At 70.4% G+C, this 23,201-nt stretch carries 21 protein-coding genes and 1 pseudogene; 8 read left to right on the plus strand and 14 right to left on the minus strand.

Annotated elements, in window-relative coordinates:
* Window positions 1-64 precede the first annotated feature (64 nt).
* The 5 genes and pseudogenes from ABZT06_RS38535 to ABZT06_RS38555 form a co-directional block, all read right to left on the minus strand.
* Window positions 65-409 (minus strand): hypothetical protein, encoded by a 345-nt coding sequence (locus ABZT06_RS38535; RefSeq protein WP_355752048.1) that lies wholly within the window; start codon window positions 407-409, stop codon window positions 65-67.
* A 101-nt stretch (window positions 410-510) separates the two neighbouring features.
* Window positions 511-582, minus strand: a pseudogene (locus tag ABZT06_RS38540) (DUF2510 domain-containing protein); the annotation flags it as partial.
* Between the two features lie 21 nt (window positions 583-603).
* Window positions 604-1,395 (minus strand): 3-oxoacyl-ACP reductase, encoded by a 792-nt coding sequence (locus ABZT06_RS38545; protein WP_355751987.1) that lies wholly within the window; start codon window positions 1,393-1,395, stop codon window positions 604-606.
* Window positions 1,392-2,765: an aldehyde dehydrogenase family protein gene (locus ABZT06_RS38550; protein WP_355751989.1), complete on the minus strand. Its 1,374-nt coding sequence runs from the start codon at window positions 2,763-2,765 to the stop codon at window positions 1,392-1,394. The genes ABZT06_RS38545 and ABZT06_RS38550 overlap by 4 nt, the downstream gene beginning before the upstream one ends.
* Window positions 2,766-2,785: 20 nt before the next feature.
* Window positions 2,786-4,144, minus strand: coding sequence for a glutamine synthetase family protein (locus ABZT06_RS38555; protein WP_355751991.1), 1,359 nt, complete (start codon window positions 4,142-4,144; stop codon window positions 2,786-2,788).
* 95 nt (window positions 4,145-4,239) lie between these two features.
* On the opposite strand from ABZT06_RS38555, the gene ABZT06_RS38560 reads away from it, so the two are divergent.
* Window positions 4,240-4,977, plus strand: coding sequence for an FCD domain-containing protein (locus ABZT06_RS38560; RefSeq protein ID WP_355751993.1), 738 nt, complete (start codon window positions 4,240-4,242; stop codon window positions 4,975-4,977).
* A gap of 67 nt (window positions 4,978-5,044) precedes the next feature.
* Window positions 5,045-5,740: a gamma-glutamyl-gamma-aminobutyrate hydrolase family protein gene (locus ABZT06_RS38565; RefSeq protein WP_355751994.1), complete on the plus strand. Its 696-nt coding sequence runs from the start codon at window positions 5,045-5,047 to the stop codon at window positions 5,738-5,740.
* A 27-nt stretch (window positions 5,741-5,767) separates the two neighbouring features.
* Here the strand turns inward: ABZT06_RS38565 and ABZT06_RS38570 are convergent, their stop codons facing one another.
* Window positions 5,768-6,697, minus strand: a complete 930-nt coding sequence (locus ABZT06_RS38570) for a LysR family transcriptional regulator (RefSeq protein WP_355751996.1) — start codon at window positions 6,695-6,697, stop codon at window positions 5,768-5,770.
* A gap of 70 nt (window positions 6,698-6,767) precedes the next feature.
* Between ABZT06_RS38570 and ABZT06_RS38575 the strand changes: the two genes are divergently transcribed.
* A complete protein-coding gene (locus ABZT06_RS38575; RefSeq protein WP_355751998.1) occupies window positions 6,768-7,892 on the plus strand; it encodes a TDT family transporter in 1,125 nt (374 codons plus the stop codon).
* On the opposite strand, the gene ABZT06_RS38580 is transcribed toward ABZT06_RS38575, so the two are convergent.
* The 4 genes from ABZT06_RS38580 to ABZT06_RS38595 form a co-directional block, all read right to left on the minus strand.
* Window positions 7,804-8,520 carry a helical backbone metal receptor gene (locus ABZT06_RS38580; RefSeq protein ID WP_355752000.1) on the minus strand — a complete coding sequence of 239 codons (717 nt, stop codon included), beginning with the start codon at window positions 8,518-8,520 and terminating at the stop codon, window positions 7,804-7,806. The two genes, ABZT06_RS38575 and ABZT06_RS38580, sit on opposite strands and share 89 nt — an antisense overlap.
* Window positions 8,517-9,086 carry an XRE family transcriptional regulator gene (locus ABZT06_RS38585; protein WP_355752002.1) on the minus strand — a complete coding sequence of 190 codons (570 nt, stop codon included), beginning with the start codon at window positions 9,084-9,086 and terminating at the stop codon, window positions 8,517-8,519. Before ABZT06_RS38585 ends, ABZT06_RS38580 begins: the two co-directional genes overlap by 4 nt.
* Before the next feature lie 293 nt (window positions 9,087-9,379).
* Window positions 9,380-11,986 (minus strand): ABC transporter permease/substrate binding protein, encoded by a 2,607-nt coding sequence (locus ABZT06_RS38590; protein WP_355752004.1) that lies wholly within the window; start codon window positions 11,984-11,986, stop codon window positions 9,380-9,382.
* Entirely contained in the window at window positions 11,979-13,043 is a 1,065-nt protein-coding gene (locus ABZT06_RS38595; RefSeq protein ID WP_355752006.1) for a betaine/proline/choline family ABC transporter ATP-binding protein, read from the minus strand. The genes ABZT06_RS38590 and ABZT06_RS38595 overlap by 8 nt, the downstream gene beginning before the upstream one ends.
* 196 nt (window positions 13,044-13,239) lie before the next feature.
* Here ABZT06_RS38595 and ABZT06_RS38600 point away from each other — a divergent pair, with 196 nt between their 5' ends.
* Window positions 13,240-14,169 (plus strand): 5'-3' exonuclease, encoded by a 930-nt coding sequence (locus ABZT06_RS38600; protein WP_355752046.1) that lies wholly within the window; start codon window positions 13,240-13,242, stop codon window positions 14,167-14,169.
* A 93-nt stretch (window positions 14,170-14,262) separates the two neighbouring features.
* On the plus strand, window positions 14,263-15,108 hold the full coding sequence (locus tag ABZT06_RS38605; RefSeq protein WP_355752008.1) for a siderophore-interacting protein: 846 nt from the start codon (window positions 14,263-14,265) through the stop codon (window positions 15,106-15,108).
* Window positions 15,109-15,185: 77 nt separating this feature from the next.
* On the opposite strand, the gene ABZT06_RS38610 is transcribed toward ABZT06_RS38605, so the two are convergent.
* From ABZT06_RS38610 to ABZT06_RS38620, 3 genes are all read right to left on the minus strand, one after another.
* Complete coding sequence (locus ABZT06_RS38610; RefSeq protein WP_355752010.1) at window positions 15,186-15,962, minus strand: ABC transporter permease; 777 nt, start codon at window positions 15,960-15,962, stop codon at window positions 15,186-15,188.
* Entirely contained in the window at window positions 15,959-16,948 is a 990-nt protein-coding gene (locus tag ABZT06_RS38615; RefSeq protein ID WP_355752012.1) for an ATP-binding cassette domain-containing protein, read from the minus strand. Before ABZT06_RS38615 ends, ABZT06_RS38610 begins: the two co-directional genes overlap by 4 nt.
* Window positions 16,949-17,131: 183 nt before the next feature.
* Complete coding sequence (locus ABZT06_RS38620) at window positions 17,132-17,722, minus strand: PadR family transcriptional regulator (protein ID WP_355752014.1); 591 nt, start codon at window positions 17,720-17,722, stop codon at window positions 17,132-17,134.
* 258 nt (window positions 17,723-17,980) lie between these two features.
* On the opposite strand from ABZT06_RS38620, the gene ABZT06_RS38625 reads away from it, so the two are divergent.
* Window positions 17,981-19,507 carry an amino acid permease gene (locus ABZT06_RS38625; protein WP_355752016.1) on the plus strand — a complete coding sequence of 509 codons (1,527 nt, stop codon included), beginning with the start codon at window positions 17,981-17,983 and terminating at the stop codon, window positions 19,505-19,507.
* A 23-nt stretch (window positions 19,508-19,530) separates the two neighbouring features.
* Here the strand turns inward: ABZT06_RS38625 and ABZT06_RS38630 are convergent, their stop codons facing one another.
* Entirely contained in the window at window positions 19,531-20,112 is a 582-nt protein-coding gene (locus tag ABZT06_RS38630) for a GNAT family N-acetyltransferase (protein WP_355752018.1), read from the minus strand.
* Window positions 20,113-21,146: 1,034 nt separating this feature from the next.
* On the opposite strand from ABZT06_RS38630, the gene ABZT06_RS38635 reads away from it, so the two are divergent.
* Window positions 21,147-22,172, plus strand: a complete 1,026-nt coding sequence (locus tag ABZT06_RS38635; RefSeq protein ID WP_355752020.1) for a pentalenene synthase — start codon at window positions 21,147-21,149, stop codon at window positions 22,170-22,172.
* A gap of 62 nt (window positions 22,173-22,234) precedes the next feature.
* Window positions 22,235-23,179 (plus strand): RluA family pseudouridine synthase, encoded by a 945-nt coding sequence (locus tag ABZT06_RS38640; protein ID WP_355752022.1) that lies wholly within the window; start codon window positions 22,235-22,237, stop codon window positions 23,177-23,179.
* Window positions 23,180-23,201: the final 22 nt, after the last annotated feature.

A 23,201-nucleotide genomic window follows, 5' to 3' on the forward strand; every position in this document is an offset into this window, starting at 1 on the left:
GGCCGCCGCAGCCCGGGGCGAAGGGCCGGCGACTGGACGTAACCACCGGGCCCCCGGGCCGTCTTCACCCGCCGGCGCACCAGGTGTCCGATGCATCCGCCGACGGCGACGCACTCGGATCTGACGACCCGGTGGCCACGGATGTCTCCGTAGGAGCGCCAGCGGCCCGCGGTATGTCCTTCCTGGCGAGCCCTGCCGGGGAGTTCCCGGAAGCGCCGGAGTTCCCGGGCAGTGTGTGCGTGAAGACCCTGCCGCCCTCGGTGGTCATCACGACGTTGTCGCGGGTGACGTACTTCGAGGGGGCCCAGCCGTCCGGCAACGGCAGGCTGATGCCGTCGAGTTCGTCGACCGGGCGGGACGGGGCCGGGGAGGCGGTGGTGGGCGACGGGCTCGCGACCGTCGGTGCCATGTCAGCCACCACGTCGTCCCCGTCGCCCCCGGCAAGGGCCCGCCGGCCGCGTGTGGCGGGCCGGGCGCCTCGGGGGCGCGCCGGCGGTCCGTCCAGGCGGTCCCGTCCCACCGGCGCTCCAGATGCGGGGCGTCGGGGTCCGGGTACCAGCCGGGCGGGAGCGTCCTGCTCATGGGGGCACTGCAGGACGGGACCTACATCGGCGTGACGTACGCCCCCGAGATGCCCCCGTCCACGAGGAAGTCGCTGGCGTTGACGAAGGAGGAGTCGTCGCTTGCCAGGAAGGCGACGGCGGCGGCGATCTCCTCGGCCTCGGCGAACCGGCCGACCGGAATGTGGACCAGGCGGCGGGCGGCCCGCTCGGGGTCCTTGGCGAACAGCTCCCGCAGGAGCGGGGTGTTGACCGGCCCGGGGCACAGGGCGTTCACGCGGATGCCCTCCCGCGCGAACTGCACGCCCAGTTCACGGGACATGGCGAGCACGCCGCCCTTGGAGGCGGTGTAGGAGATCTGGGACGTGGCCGCGCCCATCCTCGCGACGAAGGACGCCGTGTTGATGATGGACCCCTTGCCCTGCCGCCGCATGTAGGGGATCGCGGCCTTGCAGCACAGGTAGACGGAGGTCAGGTTGACCTCCTGGACCCGCTTCCACGCCTCAAGGCCGGTCTCCAGGATGGAGTCGTCGTCCGGCGGGGAGATGCCCGCGTTGTTGAAGGCGACGTCGACACTGCCGTAGGTGTCGTACGCCGTCTTGAACAGGGCCTCGACCTGCTCCGGGTCGGTGACGTCGACCTTGACGAAGAGCCCGCCGACCTCGTCGGCGGCCGCCTTGCCGCGGGGTTCGTCGACGTCGGCGCAGACGACGTTCGCGCCCTCGGAGGCGAGCCGGCGGGCGGTGGCGAGGCCGATGCCGCTGCCGGCTCCGGTGATGACTGCGGTGCGGCCGACGAGACGACGGCACACGATCTGATCGGTCGAAGAGGTCACTGGGCGGGGCCTTCCGTGCTGATGAAGACGTTCTTGGTCTCGGTGAAGGCGGTCAGGGCGTCCGGGCCGAGTTCTCGGCCGAGTCCGGACTGCTTGTAGCCACCGAAGGGGGTCCAGTAGCGGACGCTGGAGTGGGAGTTGACGGACAGGTTGCCCGCCTTGACGGCCCGGGACAGGCGCAGGGCGCGGCCGATGTCGCGGGTCCAGAGGGAGCCGGAGAGGCCGTACGGGGTGTCGTTGGCGAGCCGGATCGCGTCCGCCTCGTCGGTGAAGGGCAGCAGGACGGCGACCGGACCGAAGATCTCCTCGCGGGCGGCCTCGGAGTCGGGCGCCTCGCCGGTCAGGACGGTCGGGGCGAACCAGAAGCCGGGCCCGTCGGGGGCGCTGCCGCGCAGACCGGGGGCGTCTGCGGGCACCAACTGCCGCACCCTCTCCAGTTGCTGACGGGAGATCAGCGGGCCCATCTGGGTCTTCTCGTCGGCCGGGTCGCCCACGACCACGGAGGCGACGGCGTCGGCGAGCAGTTCCCGGACCTCGTCGTACACCGACTCCTGGACCAGGATCCGGGTGCGGGCGCAGCAGTCCTGGCCGGAGTTGTCGAGGAAGGAGAAGGGGTCGACGGCCTGGGCGAGGTCCGCGTCCGCGAAGACGATGTTGGGGCTCTTGCCGCCGAGTTCGAGGGTGACCGGCTTGACCTGGCGGGCGCAGCGCTCCATGACGTCACGGCCGGTGCGGGTGGACCCGGTGAAGACGATCTTCGCGACGCCGGGGTGCTCGACGAGGGCGGTGCCCGCGACCGGTCCGTGCCCCGGCAGCACCTGGAACAGGCCCTCCGGCAGCCCTGCCTCCAGGGCGAGTTCGGCGAGCCGCAGGGCGGTGAGCGGGGTGGTCTCGGCGGGCTTGAGGACGACGGCGTTGCCTGCGGCGAGCGCGGGTGCCGTACCCCAGGCGGCGATCGGCAGGGGGAAGTTCCAGGGCGCGATGACGCCGACCACACCGAGGGGTTCGAGGATCGTGACGTCGAGGCCGCCGGATACCGGGATCTGGCGGCCGTTCAGCCGCTCCACTCCCCCGGCCGCATAGGCGAGCAGGTCCCGGACGTTGCCGGCCTCCCAGCGGGCGTTGCCGAGGAGGTGACCGGCCTCCCGGACCTCCAGCCGGGCCAGTTCCTCGACGTGCCCGTCGACGACGTCGGCGAACCGGCGCAGCAGCCGGGCCCGGTCGGCGGGCGCGAGCGCGGCCCACTTCGCCTGCGCCTTCGCGGCCCTCGCGACGGCCGCGTCCACGTCGGCCGCGGTGGCGGCGGGGACGGTGGCGACGACCTCCTCGGTGGCCGGGTTGAGGACGGTCAGCTCATGCTCGTAAGACAACGGGGACAACGAAGTACCTCTCACAGACGTTCGAAGGAGCGGCGCAGCTCCCAGTCGGTGACCGCCGCGTCGAAGGCTTCGAGCTCGACGCGGGCCATGTTGCGGTAGTGCGCGACGACCTCGTCGCCGAAGGCGGCCCTGGCGATCGGGCTGTTCGCCCAGAGCTCGGCGGCCTCGCGCAGGGTGGTGGGGACGTGGGCGTATTCGGCGGTGTAGGCGTTGCCCGTGCAGACCTCCGGCAGCTCCAGCTTCTGCTCGATGCCGTGGAGGCCGGCCGCGACCAGTCCGGCGACCGCGAGGTGCGGGTTGACGTCACCGCCGGGCAGCCGGTTCTCGAAGCGCAGGGAGCGGCCGTGGCCCACGACCCGCAGCGCGCAGGTGCGGTTGTCGTGGCCCCAGGCGACGGCCGTGGGCGCGAAGGAGCCCGGCTGGAACCGCTTGTACGAGTTGATGTTGGGGGCGTACAGCAGGGAGAAGTCCCGGAGGGCCGCGAGCTGCCCGGCGAGGAAGTACCGCATCACGTCGGACATGCCGTCCGGGCCCGCCATCGCGTTGTTGCCGGCGGCGTCGGCGAGCGAGAGGTGGATGTGGCAGGAGTTGCCCTCGCGCTCGTTGTACTTGGCCATGAAGGTCAGCGACACGCCCTCCTGGGCGGCGATCTCCTTGGCGCCGGTCTTGTAGATCGCGTGCTGGTCGCAGGTGGTCAGGGCCTCGTCGTACTTGAACACGATCTCGTGCTGGCCGGGATTGCACTCCCCCTTGGCGGACTCGACGGTGAGACCGGCCGCCGTCATGTCGTTGCGGATCCGGCGGAGCAGCGGCTCGATACGGCCGGTCCCCAGCACCGAGTAGTCGATGTTGTACTGGTTCGCCGGTGTCAGTCCCCGGTAGTGCGCGTCCCAGGCCTGCTCGTAGGTGTCCTTGAAGACGATGAACTCCAGCTCGGTGCCGACCTGGGCGGTGTAGCCCAGTTCGGCGAGCCGCTCCAGCTGGCGGCGCAGGATCTGGCGGGGCGCCGCGACCACCGGGGAGCCGTCGTTCCAGGCGAGGTCGGCGATCAGCATGGCCGTACCGGCGTTCCAGGGCACGCGGCGCAGGGTGCCGAGGTCGGGGTGCATGGCGAAGTCACCGTAGCCGCGGTCCCAGGAGGACATCGCATAGCCGTCGACGGTGTTCATCTCGGTGTCGACGGCGAGGAGGTAGTTGCAGCCCTCGGTGCCGTGGTGGAGTACCTCGTCGAGGAAGAAGCGGGCCGCGAACCTCTTGCCCTGGAGCCGTCCTTGCATGTCCGGGAAGGCCAGGACGACGGTGTCGATCTCGCCGCTCGCGACGAGGGCGTGCAGCTCCTCGACGCTGAGCGGGGGTGTGCGGTCTGCCACGGGAGAGCTCCTTCGGCTGCTGCGCGTTTTTCCGACCGGGCCGGGAGCCATAAGGTATTGCTCTGAACCATTGCTTGGGAAGGGGGCTCGGCCATATGTCGGTGGACGCTGACGGCGGCCCGGACGACCGGTTGACACCGGTGCTGCGGCCGGTCAGGGCGGGCAACGGCTTCGAGGAGGCGCTGGAGCAGATCCTCCAGGTGGTGCGGCTCGGGCTGGTGCCGGGGGGCGAGCGGCTGCCGGCCGAGAGGGAGCTCGCGGAGCGGCTCGGGATCAGCCGGGTGACGCTGCGCGAGGTGCTGAAGGTGCTCCAGGACCAGGGTCTCGTGGAGTCGCGGCGCGGGCGGTACGGGGGCACGTTCGTGCTGCCCCGCACCCCGAACGCGGTCGGCGAGCAGGAGCTGCGGCGGCGGATAGCCGAGGCGGACATCGAGGACGTGCTGCGCTTCCGGGAGGTCCTGGAGGTGGGCGCGGCGGGCCTGTGCGCGGCGCACGGCCTCGCGGACGAGCAGGCGGAGCGGCTGCGGGCGGCGCTGGCGGCCACGCAGGAGGCCCCACTGGCGGACTACCGGCGCCAGGACACACTGCTGCACCTGACCCTCGCGGAGCTGTGCGGTTCGCCGTCGCTGACCGCGCAGTACGCGGCGGTCCGCGCCTCGGTGAACGACCTCCTGGACTGCATCCCGCTCCTGGTCCGCAACCTGGAGCACTCACAGCGGCAGCACGCGGCGCTGGTCGAGGCGGTGCTGGACGGGGACGCCGACGGGGCGCGAGAGATGATGCGGGAGCACTGCGCGGGGACGGCGGCACTGTTGCGCGGGTTCCTGGCGTGACCTTGCTTCCCGGCCCCCCGAGCCGCAAAGGTATGTCCGTGGGCCATTGCAAGCCTGGGAGGACCGAGTGTCGACCGTACGACCGCTGATCGGCGTCAGCACCTATCTGGAGGCCGGGGCGCGCTGGCGCGACTGGGAGCTGGAGGCGGCGCTGCTGCCGGCGGGGTATCCGCGCCTGGTGCAGCGGGCGGGCGGTCTGGCCGCGATGCTCCCGCCGGACGCCCCGGAGCACGCGGTGGCGACGGTGGCCCGCCTGGACGGCCTGGTGATCGCGGGCGGTCCGGACGTGGAGCCGGTCCACTACGGCGCCACCCCCGACCCCCGTACGGGCCCACCGGCCCGTTCCCGCGACGCCTGGGAACTGGCCCTGATCCAGGCCGCGTTGACGGCCCGTGTCCCGCTGCTGGGCATCTGCCGGGGCATGCAGCTCCTGAACGTGGCCCTGGGCGGCACCCTCGTCCAGCACATCGACGGGCACGCGCAGACCCCGGGCATCTTCGGCCACCACCCGGTCAAGCCCGTACCGGGCACGGTCTACGGCGCTCTCGCCCCGGAGGAGACGTCCGTACCGACCTACCACCACCAGGCGGTGGACCGCCTCGGGCAGGGTCTCCTGCCGTCGGCGTACGCAGCGGACGGCACGGTGGAGGCCGTCGAACTCCCCGGTGCGCACTGGGCGTTGGGGGTGCAGTGGCATCCGGAGATGGGCGCGGACCTGCGGGTCATGCGGGGACTGGTGGCGGCGGCGAGCAGGGTCCGCTGAAAGGTACCTCCGCCGCCGCCGGAGCACTCAGACCCGCGTCAGTGACAGCAGGTCCCTCGCCGGGCCCACCGGCCGATGCCCCGTGGGCCACACCGCCCGCAGATCCCGGGCCAGCGACACCCCCTCCACCGGCACCCGCACCAGCCGCCGCATCGCCAGCTCCTCACCCACCGCCAGTTCGCTCAGGACCGCGGGTCCCGCCCCGCTCACCGCCGCCGCCTTCACCGCCGTGGTGGACGAGAGCTCGATCAGGGGGCGGGCCAGGCCCCCCAGAGCCGCGTCCAAAACCTGGCGGGTGCCCGAGCCCTTCTCCCGCAGGATCAGCGGCGTCATGGCCAGTTCGGCGGCTTCCAGAGGGCGTCGGCGGCGGGCCCAGACATGTCCCGGGGCCGTCACCACGATCAGGTGGTCGTGGGCTATCACCACCGAGTCGAGGCCGGAGGGGACCGTCAGGCCCTCCACGAAACCCAGGTCGGCCTCGTCCGACAGCAGCCGCTCCGCCACCGTCGCGGAGTTCCCCGCGTGCAGCGACACCGCCGTGTCCGGACGTCCCGCGCGCAGGGCGAGGAGCCACCCCGGCAGCAGGTACTCCGCGATCGTCATGCTCGCCGCCACCCGGAGCCGGGAGTCCCGCCGGACCCGCAACGCCTGCGCACCGGCGTCGAAGGCCTCCGCCGCCGCCACGATCCGCCGCGCCCAGTCGGTCACCAGCGCCCCGGCGTCCGTGAGCCGGGAGCCGCGAGGCGAGCGGTCGACCAGGGCGACTCCCAACTGCCGTTCCATGGAGCGGATCCGGCTGCTCGCCGCCGGCTGGGTGATGCCCAGTTCCCGCGCCGCCCCGCCCAGGCTCCCCAGCCGCGCCACGGCCAGCAGCAGCTCCAGCGCCCCGAGATCAGGCACCCGGTGGGACAGCCCACCACCCACCGCCGCCCCTTGCCCCTCCACACCGCTGCTCATAAAGACAGCTTATGCCCTCATAGAGCCATACTCCCTGGTCGCCGCCCTCCCGGGAGGGCACCGTGGAGCCATGGTCACCGCCGTCCGTCACCTCGGGCCGAACTGGTACGCCGCCGTCATGGGCACCGCGATCGTCGCCACCGCCGGCGTCGCGCTCCCCGTGCACCTCCCCGGCCTGCGCACGATCTGCGCCGCCGTCTGGCTCCTGTCCCTCGCCCTGCTCCTCTCCCTCCTCTGCGCCCGCGCCCTGCACTGGCGCCACCACGCCGACCAGGCCCGCGCCCACCTCCTCGACCCCGCCACGGCCCCCTTCTACGGCTGCCTCGCCATGGCCCTGCTGGCCGTCGGCGGCGGTGCCCTCACCGTCGGCCGGTACTGGATCGGGACGAGGGCCGCGGTCGCTCTCGACGCCGTGCTGTTCACCGCCGGTACGGCCGTGGGGCTCGCGGCCGCCGTCGTCGTGCCGTACCTCATGGCCGTACGGCAGAAGGCCGAGCCGCAGCAGGCCACGCCCGTGTGGCTGCTGCCTCTGGTCGCGCCCATGGTGTCCGCCGCCCTCGGGCCGCTCCTCGTGCCGTACCTCCCCGCCGGTCAGCCGCGCGCGACCCTGCTCCTCGCCTGCTTCGCGATGTTCGGGCTCAGCCTCCTCGCGACCCTCGTCATGCTGCCGCTCGTCTTCGCCCGGATCGTCACCGGCGGCCCGCTCCCCCTCGCCCTCACCCCGACCCTCTTCCTGGTGCTCGGCCCGCTCGGCCAGTCCACCACCGCCGTCGGCAAGTTCGCGGACGTGGCCCCGGGGGTCGTCCCGGCCCCCTACAGCCAGGGCTTCGGCGTCCTCGCGGTCCTCTACGGCGTTCCCGTCATGGGGTTCGCGCTGCTGTGGCTGGGGCTCGCCGCCGCGCACGTCGTGCGGGCCCGAAGGCACGGGATGGGCTTCTCGATGACCTGGTGGGCGTTCACCTTCCCGGTCGGCACCTGCGTCACCGGCGCCGAGGCGCTGGCCCGGCACACGGGGCTCGTCGTCTACGACTGGCTCGCCATGGGGCTCTACGCCGTCCTCGCGGCCGCCTGGACCACGGCCGCCGTGCGCACCGCGCGCGGAGTCGTCAGCGGAGCGCTGCTCGCAGGGCCTCGCCCAGTGCCCGTGGTGCTTCGGCCAGCGACGGCCCGTACCACGTCAGGTGCCGTCCGCTGACGAGTGCGCAGGCCAGGCCCGGGAAGGCCTCCGGGCCGTCCTCGGGGGTGAAGCGGTAGGGCTCGTCGGGGAGAACGACCACGTCCGGGACGGCCGCCCGCAGCTCCTCCAGCGGGATACGCGGATAGCGGTCCTCGTGGGTGGCGTGGACGTGGTCCACGCCCAGGCGGGACAGCACATCGCCCGCGAAGGTGTCCCGGCCCAGCACCATCCACGGCCGCCGCCAGATCGGCACGACCGCGGTCGTACGGCGCGACGGGGGTTCGAGCGCCGACCAGGCGTCCTCGGCCTGGTCCAGCCAGCGCGGCCGTACGGCGCCACACGCCTCGACGACCCGGGACAGCTCCCGGAAGGCCTGCGGGACGTCCCGGACCTCGGTGACCAGGACCTCCAGGCCCGCCTCGCGCAGCGCCGCGAGGTCCGGTTCCCGGTTTTCCTCCTCGTTGGCGATCACCAGGTCCGGGGCGAGGGCGACGATCCGGTCGAGTGCCGGGTTCTTGGTGCCGCCGATCCGGGTGACGTCGAGGTCCGCCGGATGGGTGCACCAGTCGGTGGCGCCGACCAGGGCGCCGGGTGCCGAGCTGGCGATCGCCTCGGTCAGCGAGGGGACCAGGGAGACGACTCTCACCGCCGTGGCCGGTCCCGGACCGCCTCGATGTGCTCGGCCACGGCGACGACGACCACCCGGGTGTCCGGCACGGTCGCGCGCCAGCGGTGCCGCACCCCGCCGGTGAGGTACAGGGTGTCACCGCGGCCCAGACGGTAGGCGCGGCCCTCGGCCTCGACGTCCACCGCGCCGTCGGCGACGTACATCAACTGGTCGTTGCGGTACTGGAATTCACGGCCCGCGTCATGGTCACCGGTGAACTCCTGGGCGTGCATCTGGTGGTGGCCGCGCACCAGGGAGCGCATCCGGGGTTCGTAGCCCGGCTCCGGGCCCTCGGCGTGCACGACGTCGACGCTGCACGCCGGGTCGGCGGCGGCGAGGAGTTCGACGGCCGTGGTGCGCAGGGCGTCGGCGACCTTCTCCAGGGAGCTGCGGCTGGGGCGGGCGCGTTCGTTCTCGATCTGGCTCAGGAAGGGGACCGAGAGGCCGCTGCGCTCGGCCACGACGGCGAGGGTGAGCTCCAGCGCGCGGCGCCTGCGGCGCACGGCCGCGCCGACGCGAAGGGGCTGTTCTTTGTGGTCGCCCATGGCTCCGGCTCCCTTCTCCGCTCGTCGGTTTTGTGCCACGTCCCCTGATGAGTTGTCTGCACCCTACGCATGTTCGGCAAACCGTTTCACGCGGCCGTCACATCGAGGTCACACGGCGGGTGACCGTACCTCACGATTCGCGCCAGCCGAACAGCCCCCTGGAAACCGCCAGGGGGCTCACTTTCGGTCACCCGTCCGCCGCGGGCCGCCCAAGTCCCCTCGTCGGCATCGGAGTTCGGGCGATGACGTAGCTCTATGTGGTTGGCCGGATCCTTACCGTGCTCCCGGAGCGGTTATGACGGTGTCATCCGCCCGACCATCTCCGGGTGCTCCTTCAGCCAGGCGGCGACCGCTCGCTCCTCGTGCCCCTGGCCGTACTTGTTGATCTCGCTCTCCAGGGTACCGAGTTCCTTCTCACTCATATGGAAGCCCTTGATCCACTTGGTGAGCTGCGGGTACTGCTCGGGGAACCTCTCGTGGGAGATGGTGCGGATCGTGTTGCCCTCGCCGAAGAGCTTCTTGCCGTCCTCGAGCTTGGTCAGGTCGTACTGGCTGTACGCCCAGTGCGGGGACCACAGGACGACGGCGACGGGCTGCTTCCTGGCGTACGCCCGCTTCAGCTCGGCCAGCATCGCGGGCGTGGAGCCGTCGACGACCTCGTACTCCTTGTCGAGGCCGTAGCCCGGCAGGACCTTGTTCTTGAGGAGGCTCATCTCACCGGTGCCGGGTTCGATCCCGATGATCTTCCCGTCGAAGAGGGACGCCTTGCCCTTGAGGTCCTCGTAGGACTTCACGCCCTTGACGTACGAGGGCACGGCGACCTCCAGCGAGGTCGGCCGGTACCAGGTGCCGAGGTCCTTGAGCCTGTCCTTGCTCTGATCCCAGTAGTTCTTCTGGGCGTACGGCAGCCAGGCGTCGAAGTTGAGGTCCAGATCGCCGGAGGCGAGGCCGGTGTAGACCGGGCCGACGTCCATCTGCTTGAGGTTCAGCTTGTAGCCGCGCTGCTCCAGCACGTTCTTCCAGAGATACGTGACGGCGATGTCCTCGTCCCAGGGGAACCAGGCCACGTTCACCGGGCGCTTCGTCTCCGCCGCCGTCGTCTGGACGGGGGCCAGCTTGTCGGCCAGGCCCGGGTGCTGCTTCAGCCAGGTGCGGACGGCGTCCTGCTGCTTGCCCTTGCCCGCCTTGTTGATCTCGGCCTCCAGGCTGGTGAGCTGCTTCTCGTCCAGCTTGAAGTTCCTCAGCCACTGCCCGACGACGGGGTTCTCGTCGGCGAAGCCCTTGCGGGCCACGGTGTGGATGCCGTCGCCCGAGCCCCAGGCGCCCTGGGGATCCTTGAGCTTCTTCAGGTCGTAGTCGTTGTACGCCCAGTGCGGCGACCAGAGCGTGACGACGATCGGGTCCTTCTGGGCGTACGCCCGCTTCAGCTCGGCCAGCATGGCGGGCGTGGAGCTGTCGACGACCTCGTACTCCTTGTCGAGGCCGTACGCCTTGAGAACCTTGCTCTTCAGCAGGGCCATCTCACCCGCGCTGGACTCGATGCCGGTGATCTTCCCGCCGAACCGCGAGCCCTTGCCCTTGAGGTCGGCCAGGGAGTTGATGTCCTTCATGTACGACGGGACGCTCAGCTCCAGAGACGTCTTGTCGTACCAGGCACCGAGGTCGTCGAGCTTGCCGCCGTACTTCTTCCAGTACTGCTCGTGGGTCGTCGGCAGCCAGGCGCCGGTCATGAAGTCGGCGTTCCCGGAGGCGAGGGAGGTGTAGAGCGGCCCGGCGTCGAACTGCTTGGCGTCCACCTGGTAGCCGCGTTCCTCCAGGATCTCCTTCCAGAGGAAGGTGGAGGCGACACCGTCGTCCCAGGGGACGTAACCGATGCTGATCTTCTTGCCCTGGCCGACGTCCTTGCCGCCGGAGACGGCCGTGGCCTCGCCCGAGGTGCCGCCGAAGATCCCCATGCCGCCCGCCACGAGGGCGAGGACGACGACGCCGATGACGGCGATCTGGGGACGGGGGCGGTAGGACCAGATCCTGAGCCCCTGTGTCGCGCGGGCCTTGGCGGCGGCGCGGCGGCCCAGCGGGGAGACCTGGGTGCCGAGGGCGCTGGTCATGCGGTCCAGGTAGATCGCGAGGATCACGATGGCGACACCGGCCTCGGAGCCGAGGCCCACGTTGAGCTGGCCGATGGCCTCGTTGACGTCGCCACCGAGGCCGCCGGTGCCGACCATGCCGGCGATCGCGGCCATGGACAGGCCGAGCATGATGACCTGGTTGACGCCGGCCATCACCGTGGGCAGCGCCAGCGGCAGCTGGACCCGCAGCAGGGTGTCGCGCGGTGTGGTGCCGAACGCCTCGGCGGCCTCGACGAGCTCCTTGTCGACCTGGCGGATGCCGAGCTCGGTCATCCGCACGCCGGGGGCGAGCGCGAAGATCAGGGTGGCGACGATGCCGGCGGAGGCGCCGGTGCCGAAGAACAGGATCGCCGGGATGAGGTAGATCATCGCGGGCAGCGTCTGCATGAAGTCCAGGACGGGGCGGACGATGCCGCTGACCCGATTGGAGCGGGCCGCCCAGATGCCCACCGGGACGGCTATCACCAGCGCGATGATCGTGGCGACGAGGACCAGCGAGAGGGTCGTCATCGCGTCCTCCCACAGTTCGAGGGAGTCGATGAAGGCGAATCCCGCGAAGGTGAGGACACCGGCCAGGGTGCCGCGCAGCCAGAACGCGATCACGGCGAAGATGCCCGCGAGGAGGAGGGGCTGGGGCGCCTGGAGGACGGCGTCGATACCGTCGTAGGTGCCGGTGAAGACGGTCTTGAGGAAGTCGAAGAGCCACGCGACGTGGTCGAGCAGCCAGTCGACGGTGTCGTTGACCCAGTCGCCGAGCGGGATCCTAGGCATGGGCTGCCTCCGTCCGGGGGGCTTCCGCGTCGCCGAGGAAGCCGATCAGGCGTGCCTGCGGGACCACGCCGACGAGCCTCCGTTCCGCGTCGAGGACGGCCACCGGGTGGCTCGACCGGGCGCTCATCGCACACAGCTCGGTGAACGGCGTGTCGGGCGTCGCGGTCTCGCAGTCGCCCGCGCAGCCGCAGTCGGCCCCGACGCCGCTCACGTCCGTGTCCATGACGGCGGACGCGGTGAGCACACGGGAACGGTCGACGTCCTTGGTGAAGGAGGCCACGTAGTCGTCGGCGGGCCGCACGAGGATGTCCTCCGCGCTGCCGGTCTGGACGATCCTGCCGTCGCGCATCACGGCGATCCGGTCGCCGAGCCGCATGGCCTCGTTGAGGTCGTGGGTGATGAAGACGATGGTCTTCTTCAGGGTCTTCTGGAGCTGGAGAAGCTGGTCCTGCATGTCCCGTCGGATCAGCGGGTCGAGCGCGCTGAAGGACTCGTCCATGAGGAGCAGGTCGGCGTCGGTGGCCAGGGCACGGGCCAGGCCCACGCGCTGCTGCATGCCGCCGGACAGCTCGTCGGGCCAGGACTTCTCCCAGCCCTTCAGTCCGCACAGCTCCAGGGCCTCGGTCGCCCGCTCGACGCGCTCGGCCTTGGCGACGCCCTGGACGGCGAGGCCGTAGGCGGCGTTCTCCAGGACGCTGCGGTGCGGGAAGAGCGCGAAGTGCTGGAAGACCATGCTGATCTTCTTCGCGCGTACGGCGCGCAGCTCGCGGTCGGTGAGCGCGGTGAGGTCCTGGCCGTCGAAGCGGACATGGCCCGCGGTCGGCTCCAGGAGACCGTTGAGCATGCGCAGCAGCGTGGACTTGCCGGAGCCGGACAGGCCCATGACGACGAAGATCTGGCCGGGGTCCACGGTGAAGGAGGCGTCGATCACCGCCGCGGTGGTGCCCTCGGCGCGCAGTCCCTCCCGGTCGGCGCCCTCGCGGAGCCTTGCGACCGCCTCGTCAGGCTGTCTCCCGAAGACCTTGTACAGCTGCTCTGCCTCAAGCCTTGATGACACGCGTGCCTCTCGTCTCTTCGACCACTGGGGGGGGAGACGAAGGGCCGCGACAGTTGAAGGTGCAACCTGCCTCGCTCCGAGGCCGCGCCTGCCCATATGCCCTTGGGCCAAACGCACCGGTTTCCCGGTTCACAGGACCATCACACCGCCGAACGGGGCGAGCGCTGAACGGCCGCTGTCGGTGCCGTACGGCATGATGCGAGGCGTGACCGGACGACTCATGCTCCTCGACACCGCCTCGCTCTACTTCCGTGCCTACTTCGGCGTTCCGGAGTCGGTGAAGGCGCCCGACGGCACGCCGGTGAACGCCGTGCGCGGCCTCCTCGAATTCATCGACCGCCTGGTCAAGGACCACCATCCCGACCTGCTGGTGGCCTGCATGGACGCCGATTGGCGCCCCCAGTGGCGGGTCGACCTGATCCCCTCGTACAAGGCGCACCGCGTCGCCGAGGTGCACGAGAGCGGCCCGGACGAGGAGGAGGTCCCGGACACGCTGTCGCCGCAGGTGCCGGTCATCGAGGCCGTCCTGGACGCGCTCGGCATCGCGCGCGTGGGGGTGGCGGGGTACGAGGCGGACGACGTGATCGGCACGTTCACCGCGCAGGCGACGGGCCCGGTCGACATCGTCACCGGCGACCGCGACCTGTACCAGCTGGTGGACGACGAGCGCGAGGTACGGGTGCTGTATCCCCTCAAGGGCGTCGGCACGCTCCAGCTGACCGACGAGGCGTGGCTGCGCGAGAAGTATGGGGTCGACGGCCGTGGGTACGCGGATCTGGCGCTGCTGCGCGGCGACCCGAGCGACGGGCTGCCGGGCGTGCCCGGCATCGGCGAGAAGACGGCGGCCAAGCTGCTCGCCGAGTTCGGCGACCTGGCCGGGATCATGGCCGCGGTCGACGACCCGAAGGCGAAGCTCACGCCGTCGCAGCGCAAGCGGCTGGACGAGTCGCGGCCGTACGTGGCCGTGGCGCCGACGGTCGTGAAGGTGGCGGGGGACGTCCCGCTGCCGCAGGTGGAGACGGCGGTTCCGCGCGCGCCGCGCGATCCCGCGGCGCTGGAGAAGCTGGCAGAGCGGTGGGGGCTGGGTGGATCGCTGCAGCGGCTGGTGGCGACGCTCAGCGCGTAAATATTGCCCTGGCTTTCCACGAGTGACATGCCGTCGCCAGCGAGACTGATGCTAACTTAGGTAAGCCTAAGCATTGGGAACTGGGAGGCCGCCATGGCAGAAGGACCTGGACGCAAGCCGCGGAAGCCCCACTCCGCACAGGTGGTCCGCACCGAACGCCTCACCCCGCACATGCGGCGCGTGGTGCTGGGCGGTGACGGCCTCGCCGACTTCGCGGCGGACTCCTGCACCGACCACTACGTCAAGATCCTTTTCCCGGCCGAGGGCGCCACCTACCCCGAGCCCTTCGACATGCAGCGGATCCGCGAGGAGTTCCCACGCGAGCAGTGGCCCGTGACCCGCACGTACACCGTGCGCCACTGGGATCCGGAACACCGCGAGCTCACCCTGGACTTCGTGATCCACGGCGACGAGGGCCTGGCCGGCCCCTGGGCGGTGCGCGTCCACCCCGGCGAGACCGTGCGCTTCATGGGCCCGGGCGGGGCCTACGCCCCCGACCTCGACGCCGACTGGCATCTGCTCGTCGGTGACGAGAGCGCGCTGCCCGCGATCGCCCGCTCCCTGGAGTCGCTGCCCGCCGGCGCGCGGGCGCACGCCTTCATCGAGGTCTCCGGGCCCGAGGAGGAGCAGAAGATCGACTCCGACGTGGAGGTCGTCTGGCTGCACCGCGGCTCCCGGCCCGTCGGGGAGGCCCTGGTGGAGGCCGTCCGCGCGCTGGAGTTCCCGGAGGGCCGGCTGTGCGCGTTCGTGCACGGCGAGGCGCACTTCGTGAAGCAGCTGCGCCATCTGCTGCGGGTCGAACGCGCGATCCCGCGCGAGGACCTGTCGATCTCCGGCTACTGGCGCCTGGGCCACAACGAGGACGGCTGGCAGGCCTCCAAGCGGGACTGGAACGCGCGCATCGAGGCGGAGCAGGAGGGGGCGGCGCCGGCCGCTTAGGCACGCGCCTCGGGCATACGTCGGTGAATGGGGCGGCACCTTCGAAGGTGCCGCCCCTTTCCCGTGTCCGGGTGGGGTCACACCGACCGCTGATACGACCGGAAGGTCCGGATCGACAGCCACACCGCCACCACCGCGAGCCCCAGCAGCGCTCCCCCGCGGCCCAGCACGACTCCCCAGTCCGGATCGGCGGACAGGGCCGAACGGCCCGCCACCATCGCCCAGTTCAACGGGTTGAAGTCGGCGACGTGCCGCATCCACGAGGGCATCTGCGAAGGCGCCATGAACGCGCTGGAGAGGAAGGTCAGCGGGAGCAGCAGGAAGGTGTTGATCCCGATGATCGACTCCCGCTCCCGCACCAGCATGCCGAGCGCGTTGGACAGCGCCCCGGACACGGTCCCCAGCAGCACCGAGGCGAGCACCAGGACGGCGATTCCGCCGATCCCGCCCGGGTAGTCGGCCCCGCCCAGCAGCCCGAGCAGCACGATGACCACCGACTGGAAGGCGGTGACCAGACCGTTGTTGACGACGTTGCCGTTCATCAGCGCGGCGCGGCTGACCGGCGTGGTCAGGAAGCGGTTGAGGGTGCCGCGCTGGATCTCGTCCAGGGTGGTCATCCCCGCCCACATGTTGGAGCTGAGCGCGCTCATCACGACCACGCCCGGGACCAGGTAGTCGAGATACGAGGTGGTGCCGAAGCCGCCGAGCTCGACGACCTTCCTGAAGAGGCTGCCGAACAGGAACAGCCAGATCACCGGTTGGACCAGAGTGATGATCGCGTACGCGGGCTGCCGCACGAACACCATGAGTTGACGCTGCGTCATGTACCAGGTCTGGGAGACGGCCATGCTCATCGGGCACCCACCAGGTCTTCGGCGTCGGAGTAACGGCGGCCCGCGTAGCGCAGGTAGACGTCGTCGAGGGACGGACGGGCGACCGTCGCGGTGGCCACCTTGACCCCGGCCCGCTCCAGGGCGGCGAGCAGAACCGGTACGGCGGCGGCCCCGTCGTCGGCGCGGACGCTGACGCGGTGTCCGTCGGCCAGCACCTCGTGCACGCCCGGCATCCCGTGCAGGGCGCCGGTCAGCAGGGTGCGCCCCGCGTCGCCGAGCGGCTCGCGCAGCGCCACATGCACGGCGTCGCCGCGGAGTTCGCCCTTGAGCGCGTCGGGGGTGCCCTCGACGACGATCCGGCCCCGGTCGACGACCGCGACCCGTTCGGCGAGCCGGTCGGCTTCTTCGAGGTAGTGCGTGGTGAGCAGGATCGTCAGCCCCTCCTCCCCCGCGAGCCGGCCGATCTCGTCCCACATCGCCGTGCGCGCCTCGGGGTCGAGGCCGGTGGTGGGCTCGTCGAGGAAGAGCACCTCGGGGCGGTGCACCAGGCCGAGGGCGACGTCGAGCCGGCGTCGCATGCCGCCGGAGTAGCCCTTGACCGGACGCTGGGCGGCCTCGGTGAGCGTGAAGCGGTCGAGGAGCTCGTCCACCCGCTGTTCGAGGGCGGTGCCCTTCACGCCGTAGAGCCTGCCCTGGAGCCGGAGGTTCTCGCGGCCGGTGGCGACCGGGTCGGCGCCGGAGCCCTGGGCGACCACACCGATGGCCCGCCGGACCCGGTCCGGGTGGCGCAGCACGTCATGGCCCGCGACGGTGGCCGAGCCGGAGTCGGGGCGGGCCAGGGTGGTGAGGATCTTGACGGTGGTGGACTTGCCCGCGCCGTTCGGGCCGAGCAGGCCGAAGACGCTGCCCCGCGCGACGACGAGGTCGATGCCGTTGAGGGCGGTGACCTGACCGCCGTAGGTCTTGATCAGTTGACGCGCCTCGATCGCGGGCGCACGGGTGTTCATGGCAGGTGCTCTCCTGGGTCTCCTGGCCGAGCGGATGACAACTGATCCGCGTGAGGAGCACCGGGCTATCCTGGGTGTGCCGCACCTCGATCGCCTGGATGTGCCTCAGGGCGGATTCAGTTCGGGGTTCGAGGCCCCGGCGGGCTGCTGCAACAGCCGTGCCGGGGCCTGTTCTTGTTCAGGTCATGGTTCGTGGAACGCCTTCCACTCCTCGATGCCGGGCAGTGTGCCCTTTCTGAGTTCGTCGAGGAAGCCGCGGACCCACTCCGCCTCCGCCTCGACCATGTGGAGCTGGTACTCGTTCTCCACGAGGAAGAGCCGGGGCAGCGTCTCGTACAGCTTCTCCAGCGCGCCTCGGCCGCTGGCCGCCTGGACCAGCAGGGCGTCGAGGCGCTCCTCGAGCAGCGTCACCACGTCGTCGGGGTGCAGCACACCGAGCAGTGAGAGCGCGGTCTCGAAGATCGGGTACTCCTTGACCGGGTAGGCGACCAGGTCCGACATCCACTCAGTGGTCTCCTGGCGCCCGGCCGCGGTGATGCCGTAGACGGTCCGCTCGGGGCGGTTGCCCTGCCGCTCCACGTCCGTGACCTCGACGAATCCATGCTTTTCGAGGTTCTGCACGACCGTGTAGAGCGAGCCGTAGTTGATCTTCGTGCTGGAGTCCTTGCCCTGTCGGCGCAGGGTCTGGGCGATCTCGTAGGGATGCATCGGCTTCTGCCACAGCGTCGCCAGCACGGCGAGCGCCAGGGGGTTGCGGAGTTTGCGACGCCCCATGCCTTCACCTCACCTCCGAGACTCGCTCCCGAATATCCGTGACCGAACATATCGCGATCTACGACAGGCCGTCAATAGACACGATGTATCGCGTATAAACGGTCCCCGCAACGGCGTGAGGACTTGGGAGCCGCTTCGACATGCCTGCGTCACGCACCCGAAACAGCCTCTCCCTAATTTCTGTCACCCGACAGGAATCCAGCTCCCGCACCGCTGGTCCGCTCTTTCGCCCTCATGCCGCCGAAGGCAGGTGCCGCCGTGACGACGACCAGTCCCTCCGACGTCCGTCCCGATCCCCCGCACTCCCCCGCCACCGACGACCGGTCCCTCACCGAGTTCGGCTACCGCCAGGAGCTGCACCGCAGCCTGGGCCGGTACGCGTCCTTCGCGGCGGGGTTCTCGTTCATCTCGGTCCTGACGACCGTCTTCCAGTTCTTCGCCTTCGGGTACGCGTTCGGCGGCCCCGTCTTCTTCTGGGCCTGGCCGGCGGTGCTGGTCGGGCAGCTGCTGGTGGCGGCCTGCTTCGCGGAGCTGGCGGCGCGTTACCCCCTCTCGGGCGCGATCTACCAGTGGTCGTCCCGCCTCTCCAACGCGACCTTCGGGTGGTTCGCCGGCTGGATCATGGTGATCGGGCAGATCGTCGTGGTCGCCGCGGCGGCACTGGCCCTGCAGATGGTGCTCCCGGCGATCTGGTCGGGCTTCCAGCTGGTCGGCACCGACCCGTCGCCGGTCTCGGCGGACGGGGCGGCCAACGCGGCGGTCCTGGGCGTGATCCTCCTCGTCCTGACGACTCTCGTGAACGTCCTGGACAACCGTGTGATGTCCCTGATCAACCGGGTCGGTGTCACCGCCGAGATCATCGGCGCGGTCCTGATCGTCGTGCTCCTGCTGACCCACTCCGAGCGCACACCGAGCATCACCTTCCACACCGCGGGCGCCGCGCAGAACGGCCTGTTCGGGGCGCTGCTGGTGGGCTCGTTCACGGCGGCGTACGTGATGATCGGCTTCGACAGCGCCGGCGAGATGAGCGAGGAGACCCGCCACCCCCGGCGCACCGCGCCCCGCACGATCCTCACGGCGCTCGGCGCGGCCGGCGCGCTCGGTGGCCTGATCGTCCTGGGCGGCCTGCTCGCCGCCCCCAGCCTCACCGACGGGCACCTGTCGGTCGACGGCCTCAGCTACGTCCTCACCAGCAGCCTCGGCGACGGGGTCGGCAAGGCCCTGCTGGCCGACGTGGTGATCGCGATCACCGTGGCCACCCTCGCCATCCAGACGGCGGCCTGCCGCATGCTCTTCTCCATGGCCCGCGACGGCCAACTGCCCTTCGCGGGCCGCCTCGCGCGCGTGAACCCCCGCACGGGCATGCCCACCGCCCCCGCTCTGGTCGTCGGCGTCCTGGCCGCCGCCCTGCTCCTCCTCAACTTCGCCTCGCCGGAGGCGTTCCTGGCCATCGGAACGACCTGCATCGTGATGCTGTACCTGGCGTACGCGATGGTCACGGGCCCCCTGCTGATCCGCCGCGTGCGGGGCGAGTTCACCTCGTCGGGCACCGACGAGGAAGGCGGCCGCCTGTTCTCCCTGGGCCGCTGGGGCATCCCGGTCAACGCCCTGGCCCTCCTCTACGGCCTCCTCATGACCGTCAACCTGGCGTGGCCCCGGGCCGAGGTGTACGACCCGGCGGGCGGGCACTGGTACTTCCAGTGGTTCACGGTGCTGTTCCTGGCGGCGACGCTGGTCGCCGGCGTGGCGTGGCGGGCACTGCGCAGGCGTACTCCGGCCGGGTAGCCCCCTCGGTTCGGCGGCCCCCCTCAGTCGCCCCGCACGCGCGCGTGCAGATGCATGTCGTGCCAACCGTCCGGATGCAGAACCGCACTCCGCTTGGTCCCTTCCAGGACGAAGCCGGTCTTGTTCGCGACACGACACGACGCCTCGTTACGGACGGCGTGCATGAGCTCGAGACGGTGGAACCCGACGTCGTCGAGAGCCCAGCGGGAGAGGGCGACCGTGGCACGCGCGGCGACACCCCGGCCCCGGGCCTCCGCGGTCGTCCAGTACGCCATCTCGGCCTGCCCGTCGTCGAGATGGATCTCGCGCAGAGCCACCCGGCCGAGCAGCAGATCGGTGCCCGCGTCCACCACGGCCCACTGAGCGGTCTCCTCCCGGACCCAGGCCTGCCGCCACTCGCCGATCCAGCCGCCGACCTCCTCCACGGAGTCGGCGGCACGGGCGTGCCACTGGTGCATCGCCGGGTCCTGGAACGCGGCGTGGACCGCGGGCGCGTCCTCGGGGCGCCAGGGGCGCAGCAGCAGGCCGTCACCGGTGGGCAGGGTGGGCTGGTCGGTGGCGGCGAGGGTGCCCGGCGCGAGCACCGGGTCGGTGAGGTAGGGCATGACCCGCATCCTGCCAACCACGCGAGGGCCGTCCCAACGGGTTTTACCCTTGCCGGCGAGGAAACGCAGACCTCGCATTCCGCCCTCGGATGGATGGGCGTCCCCGTTCCGGCCGTTCGGCCCGGCCGTGCCGTCCCCGCGACGAACTTGCTCCCCAACTGCCGCAAACGAGGGTGGTACTCGCAGCGCATCGCCGGCCCGGAGTGCGCGGCCGTGCATCCGGCGGCCAGGGGATCCGCTCCGTGCGCCGGGGCTGCACCCCCTTTCCCGCGGCCGGAAATCGTCGCATGGTGCGAAGTGGTGGGCTGTCAGGGTGACTTGCGGGCATGAGCGGTGTCGCACCCGGGCCCGTGAGGGTGGTGGCCGAATGCCTGCGATGGTCGGCGGTGGGCCTCGGGGTCGTGGTGCGTGTGAGGCACTGACGCGGTCGGCGTCGTTGTGTGCGAATGCGAAACCTCTTGAGATGGGCGAACACCTTCCGCCCTACGTGCCCTTGACAGTCGCCCGGCACGGCACCCCACACCAGCTCCAGGCCGCCCCACACAGTTGACGAAACCCACGGCGGCACTGGAAGGTAATGGTGATCCACGGCATCGCCACCGACAACGCTGTCGGGACGGTGGTGGCGGCGTACTATCGGCGCCGTCGGACGGCCGCCTCGAAGGTCACACCAGCGAACAGCCCGGCACGCGATTGACGGGGCCCCGGTCGAGTCGAATCAGCCGAATCGCAGCGTACGGAGCACAACGCACAGTTCATGAACTTGGTCGACTCCGCCTCGGAGGGCGTCATGAAAAGCTCTGCTCGTGCCAGGTCGTCTCGGTCCGCCCCCACGGCTGGCAGCCAACCCTTGGTCGGACATCACCCGACTGGTCGGCTCGTCGTGAAACGACTTGGAAGGCACTGATCGCCTCGTCGGCCTCGCCAGAAGCGGCCGCGGGCCGGCTCCAGGAGAAGTTCGAAACGGCCTGGGGACCCTTCTTCCTCTGATGATGGGCCGATAAGCATGCCGAGTCAGAAACTGGGAGAGAATAATGCCCCAGAACGTCACTATCAAGTTGCCCATTCCACCCCGGCTGAACGCTGGTTTGGCAGCCGCCAGGGAACGCAATCTGGAGTGGATGCGCCAGCAGAAACTGGTGTCGGGGCACAGGGCCATTCATCGCTACATGTTCTCGGCTGTAGCCGACCTGGCCGCCTACAGCTATCCGGACGTCGAAGGTGATGACCTCGATCTGGCCTTTGACACCATGGGCTGGTTCTTCCTGTTCGATGATCTGTTTGATGTGCCTGAAGGGCGCACAGCCGATGCAGCCGTCGATGTGTGCCAGCAACTCATCGCGCTCGTCAGCCACCCCTCGCCACAGAGGGCCAACCACGACGTGCCCTTGGTCAGTGCCTTCGCCGACATCTGGCGGCGAGCCAAGATGGGAATGTCCGTGGAATGGCAGCGACGGGCCGCTCACAATTGGTTGGACTACCTGACGGGAAACCTCACTGAGGAGATTGACCGTCGTACGTGGGTCCCCCAGGACTTCGCCACTCGGATGCGGATTGGTCACCGCACGCTGGGACTCGTCCCCTCACTCGACCTGGCCGAACGGGTGGGACACTTCGAGATCCCGCAAATTATTTGGCACAGCAGCCATCTGGAATCAATGCGACGAGCAGCTGTAGATTCCGTCAAGCTCATCAACGAGGTGATGTCTCTGGAGAACGACGACGCACGAGGTGATCCCAATCTGGTGAGGTGCCTCATGCGGCAACGTCATTGTTCGCGAGAGGAAGCCATCGAGATCGCTATCGCTCTCGTCCAGACAACAGTCGGTCAGCTCTTTGAGCAGATGAAACTGATCCCCCTGTTCTGCACCCGGATCGGCCTCACGAGCACGGAATCCGAGAAAGTCCAACGGTATGCGTCCGCCCTGTTCACGTGGATACGCGGCAGCTACGACTGGAGCCGCAGCAACGGCCGTTATTCCCCACGCACCGCCAGCGCGCTGAGTCCCGACGTGACCGGCCAACTGCACCCCGCGAACCTCACGACGGTGTCTCCATAGCTTCCGGCGCCGAAGTCTCCCCTTTGAGCTCGGTGTCAGAGCCCCCTCGTAGGCTTGTCCTGATGAGACGCCGCACCCCACCCCCGCCCTCTCCCCTGCCGCAGCGCGACGGGGTCGATCCGGTGCGGGTGCGGCTGCCACCCGGTGACACCTGGGTGACCGTGCGGGATCATCTCGTGGCGCGGCTCGCGGCGGGTGCCGAGATGATCGACGGGATGCTGGAGTCGGGGCAGATCGTGGATGCCGCCGGGCGTCCGGTGAGGCGCGACACGGCGTACGTGCCGGGGATGTTCGTGTGGTTCCACCGGGAACTGCCCGCCGAGGTGCACGTCCCGTTCCGGATCGACGTCATCTACCGGGACGAACACCTGGTGGTGGCCGACAAACCGCACTTCCTCGCCACCACCCCGCGCGGCAGCCACGTCGCCGAGACGGCCCTGGCGCGGCTGCGCCGGGAACTGGCCCTCCCCACGCTGGGCGCCGCGCACCGGCTGGACCGTCTGACGGCCGGCCTGGTGATGTTCACCGTGCGGCCCGAAGAGCGCGGCGCCTATCAATCCCTGTTCCGGGACAGACGGGTGGCGAAGGAGTACGAAGCCGTGGCCCCGTACGACCCGGGGCTGACCCTGCCCCGCACCGTGCGCAGCCGCATCGTCAAGGAGCGCGGTGTCCTGGCGGCTCGGGAGGTCGAGGGCGAGCCCAACGCCGTCAGCCGGGTCGAGTTGCTGGAGCACCAGGGCAAGCTGGCCCGGTACGGGCTGACGCCGGGTACCGGGCAGACACACCAACTGAGGGTGCATATGAGCGCTCTGGGGGTGCCGATCCTCGGCGACCCCCTGTATCCGGTGGTCTCCCCGCCCGTGGAGCCCAGCGACTTCCGACGTCCGCTCCAACTGCTGGCACGGGTACTGGAGTTCACCGATCCGGTCACAGGACACGAGCACCGGTTCGTCAGCCCCCGGGTGCTGCGGGCCTGGTCGTCGTACGACGAATGGACCGCTGGATAGCAGCACCGCTCCCCGTGCCCGT

Origin of the sequence: Streptomyces sp. NPDC005483 (assembly GCF_040606035.1) — a bacterium.
In the GTDB taxonomy this organism is placed as follows: Bacteria; Actinomycetota; Actinomycetes; order Streptomycetales; family Streptomycetaceae; genus Streptomyces.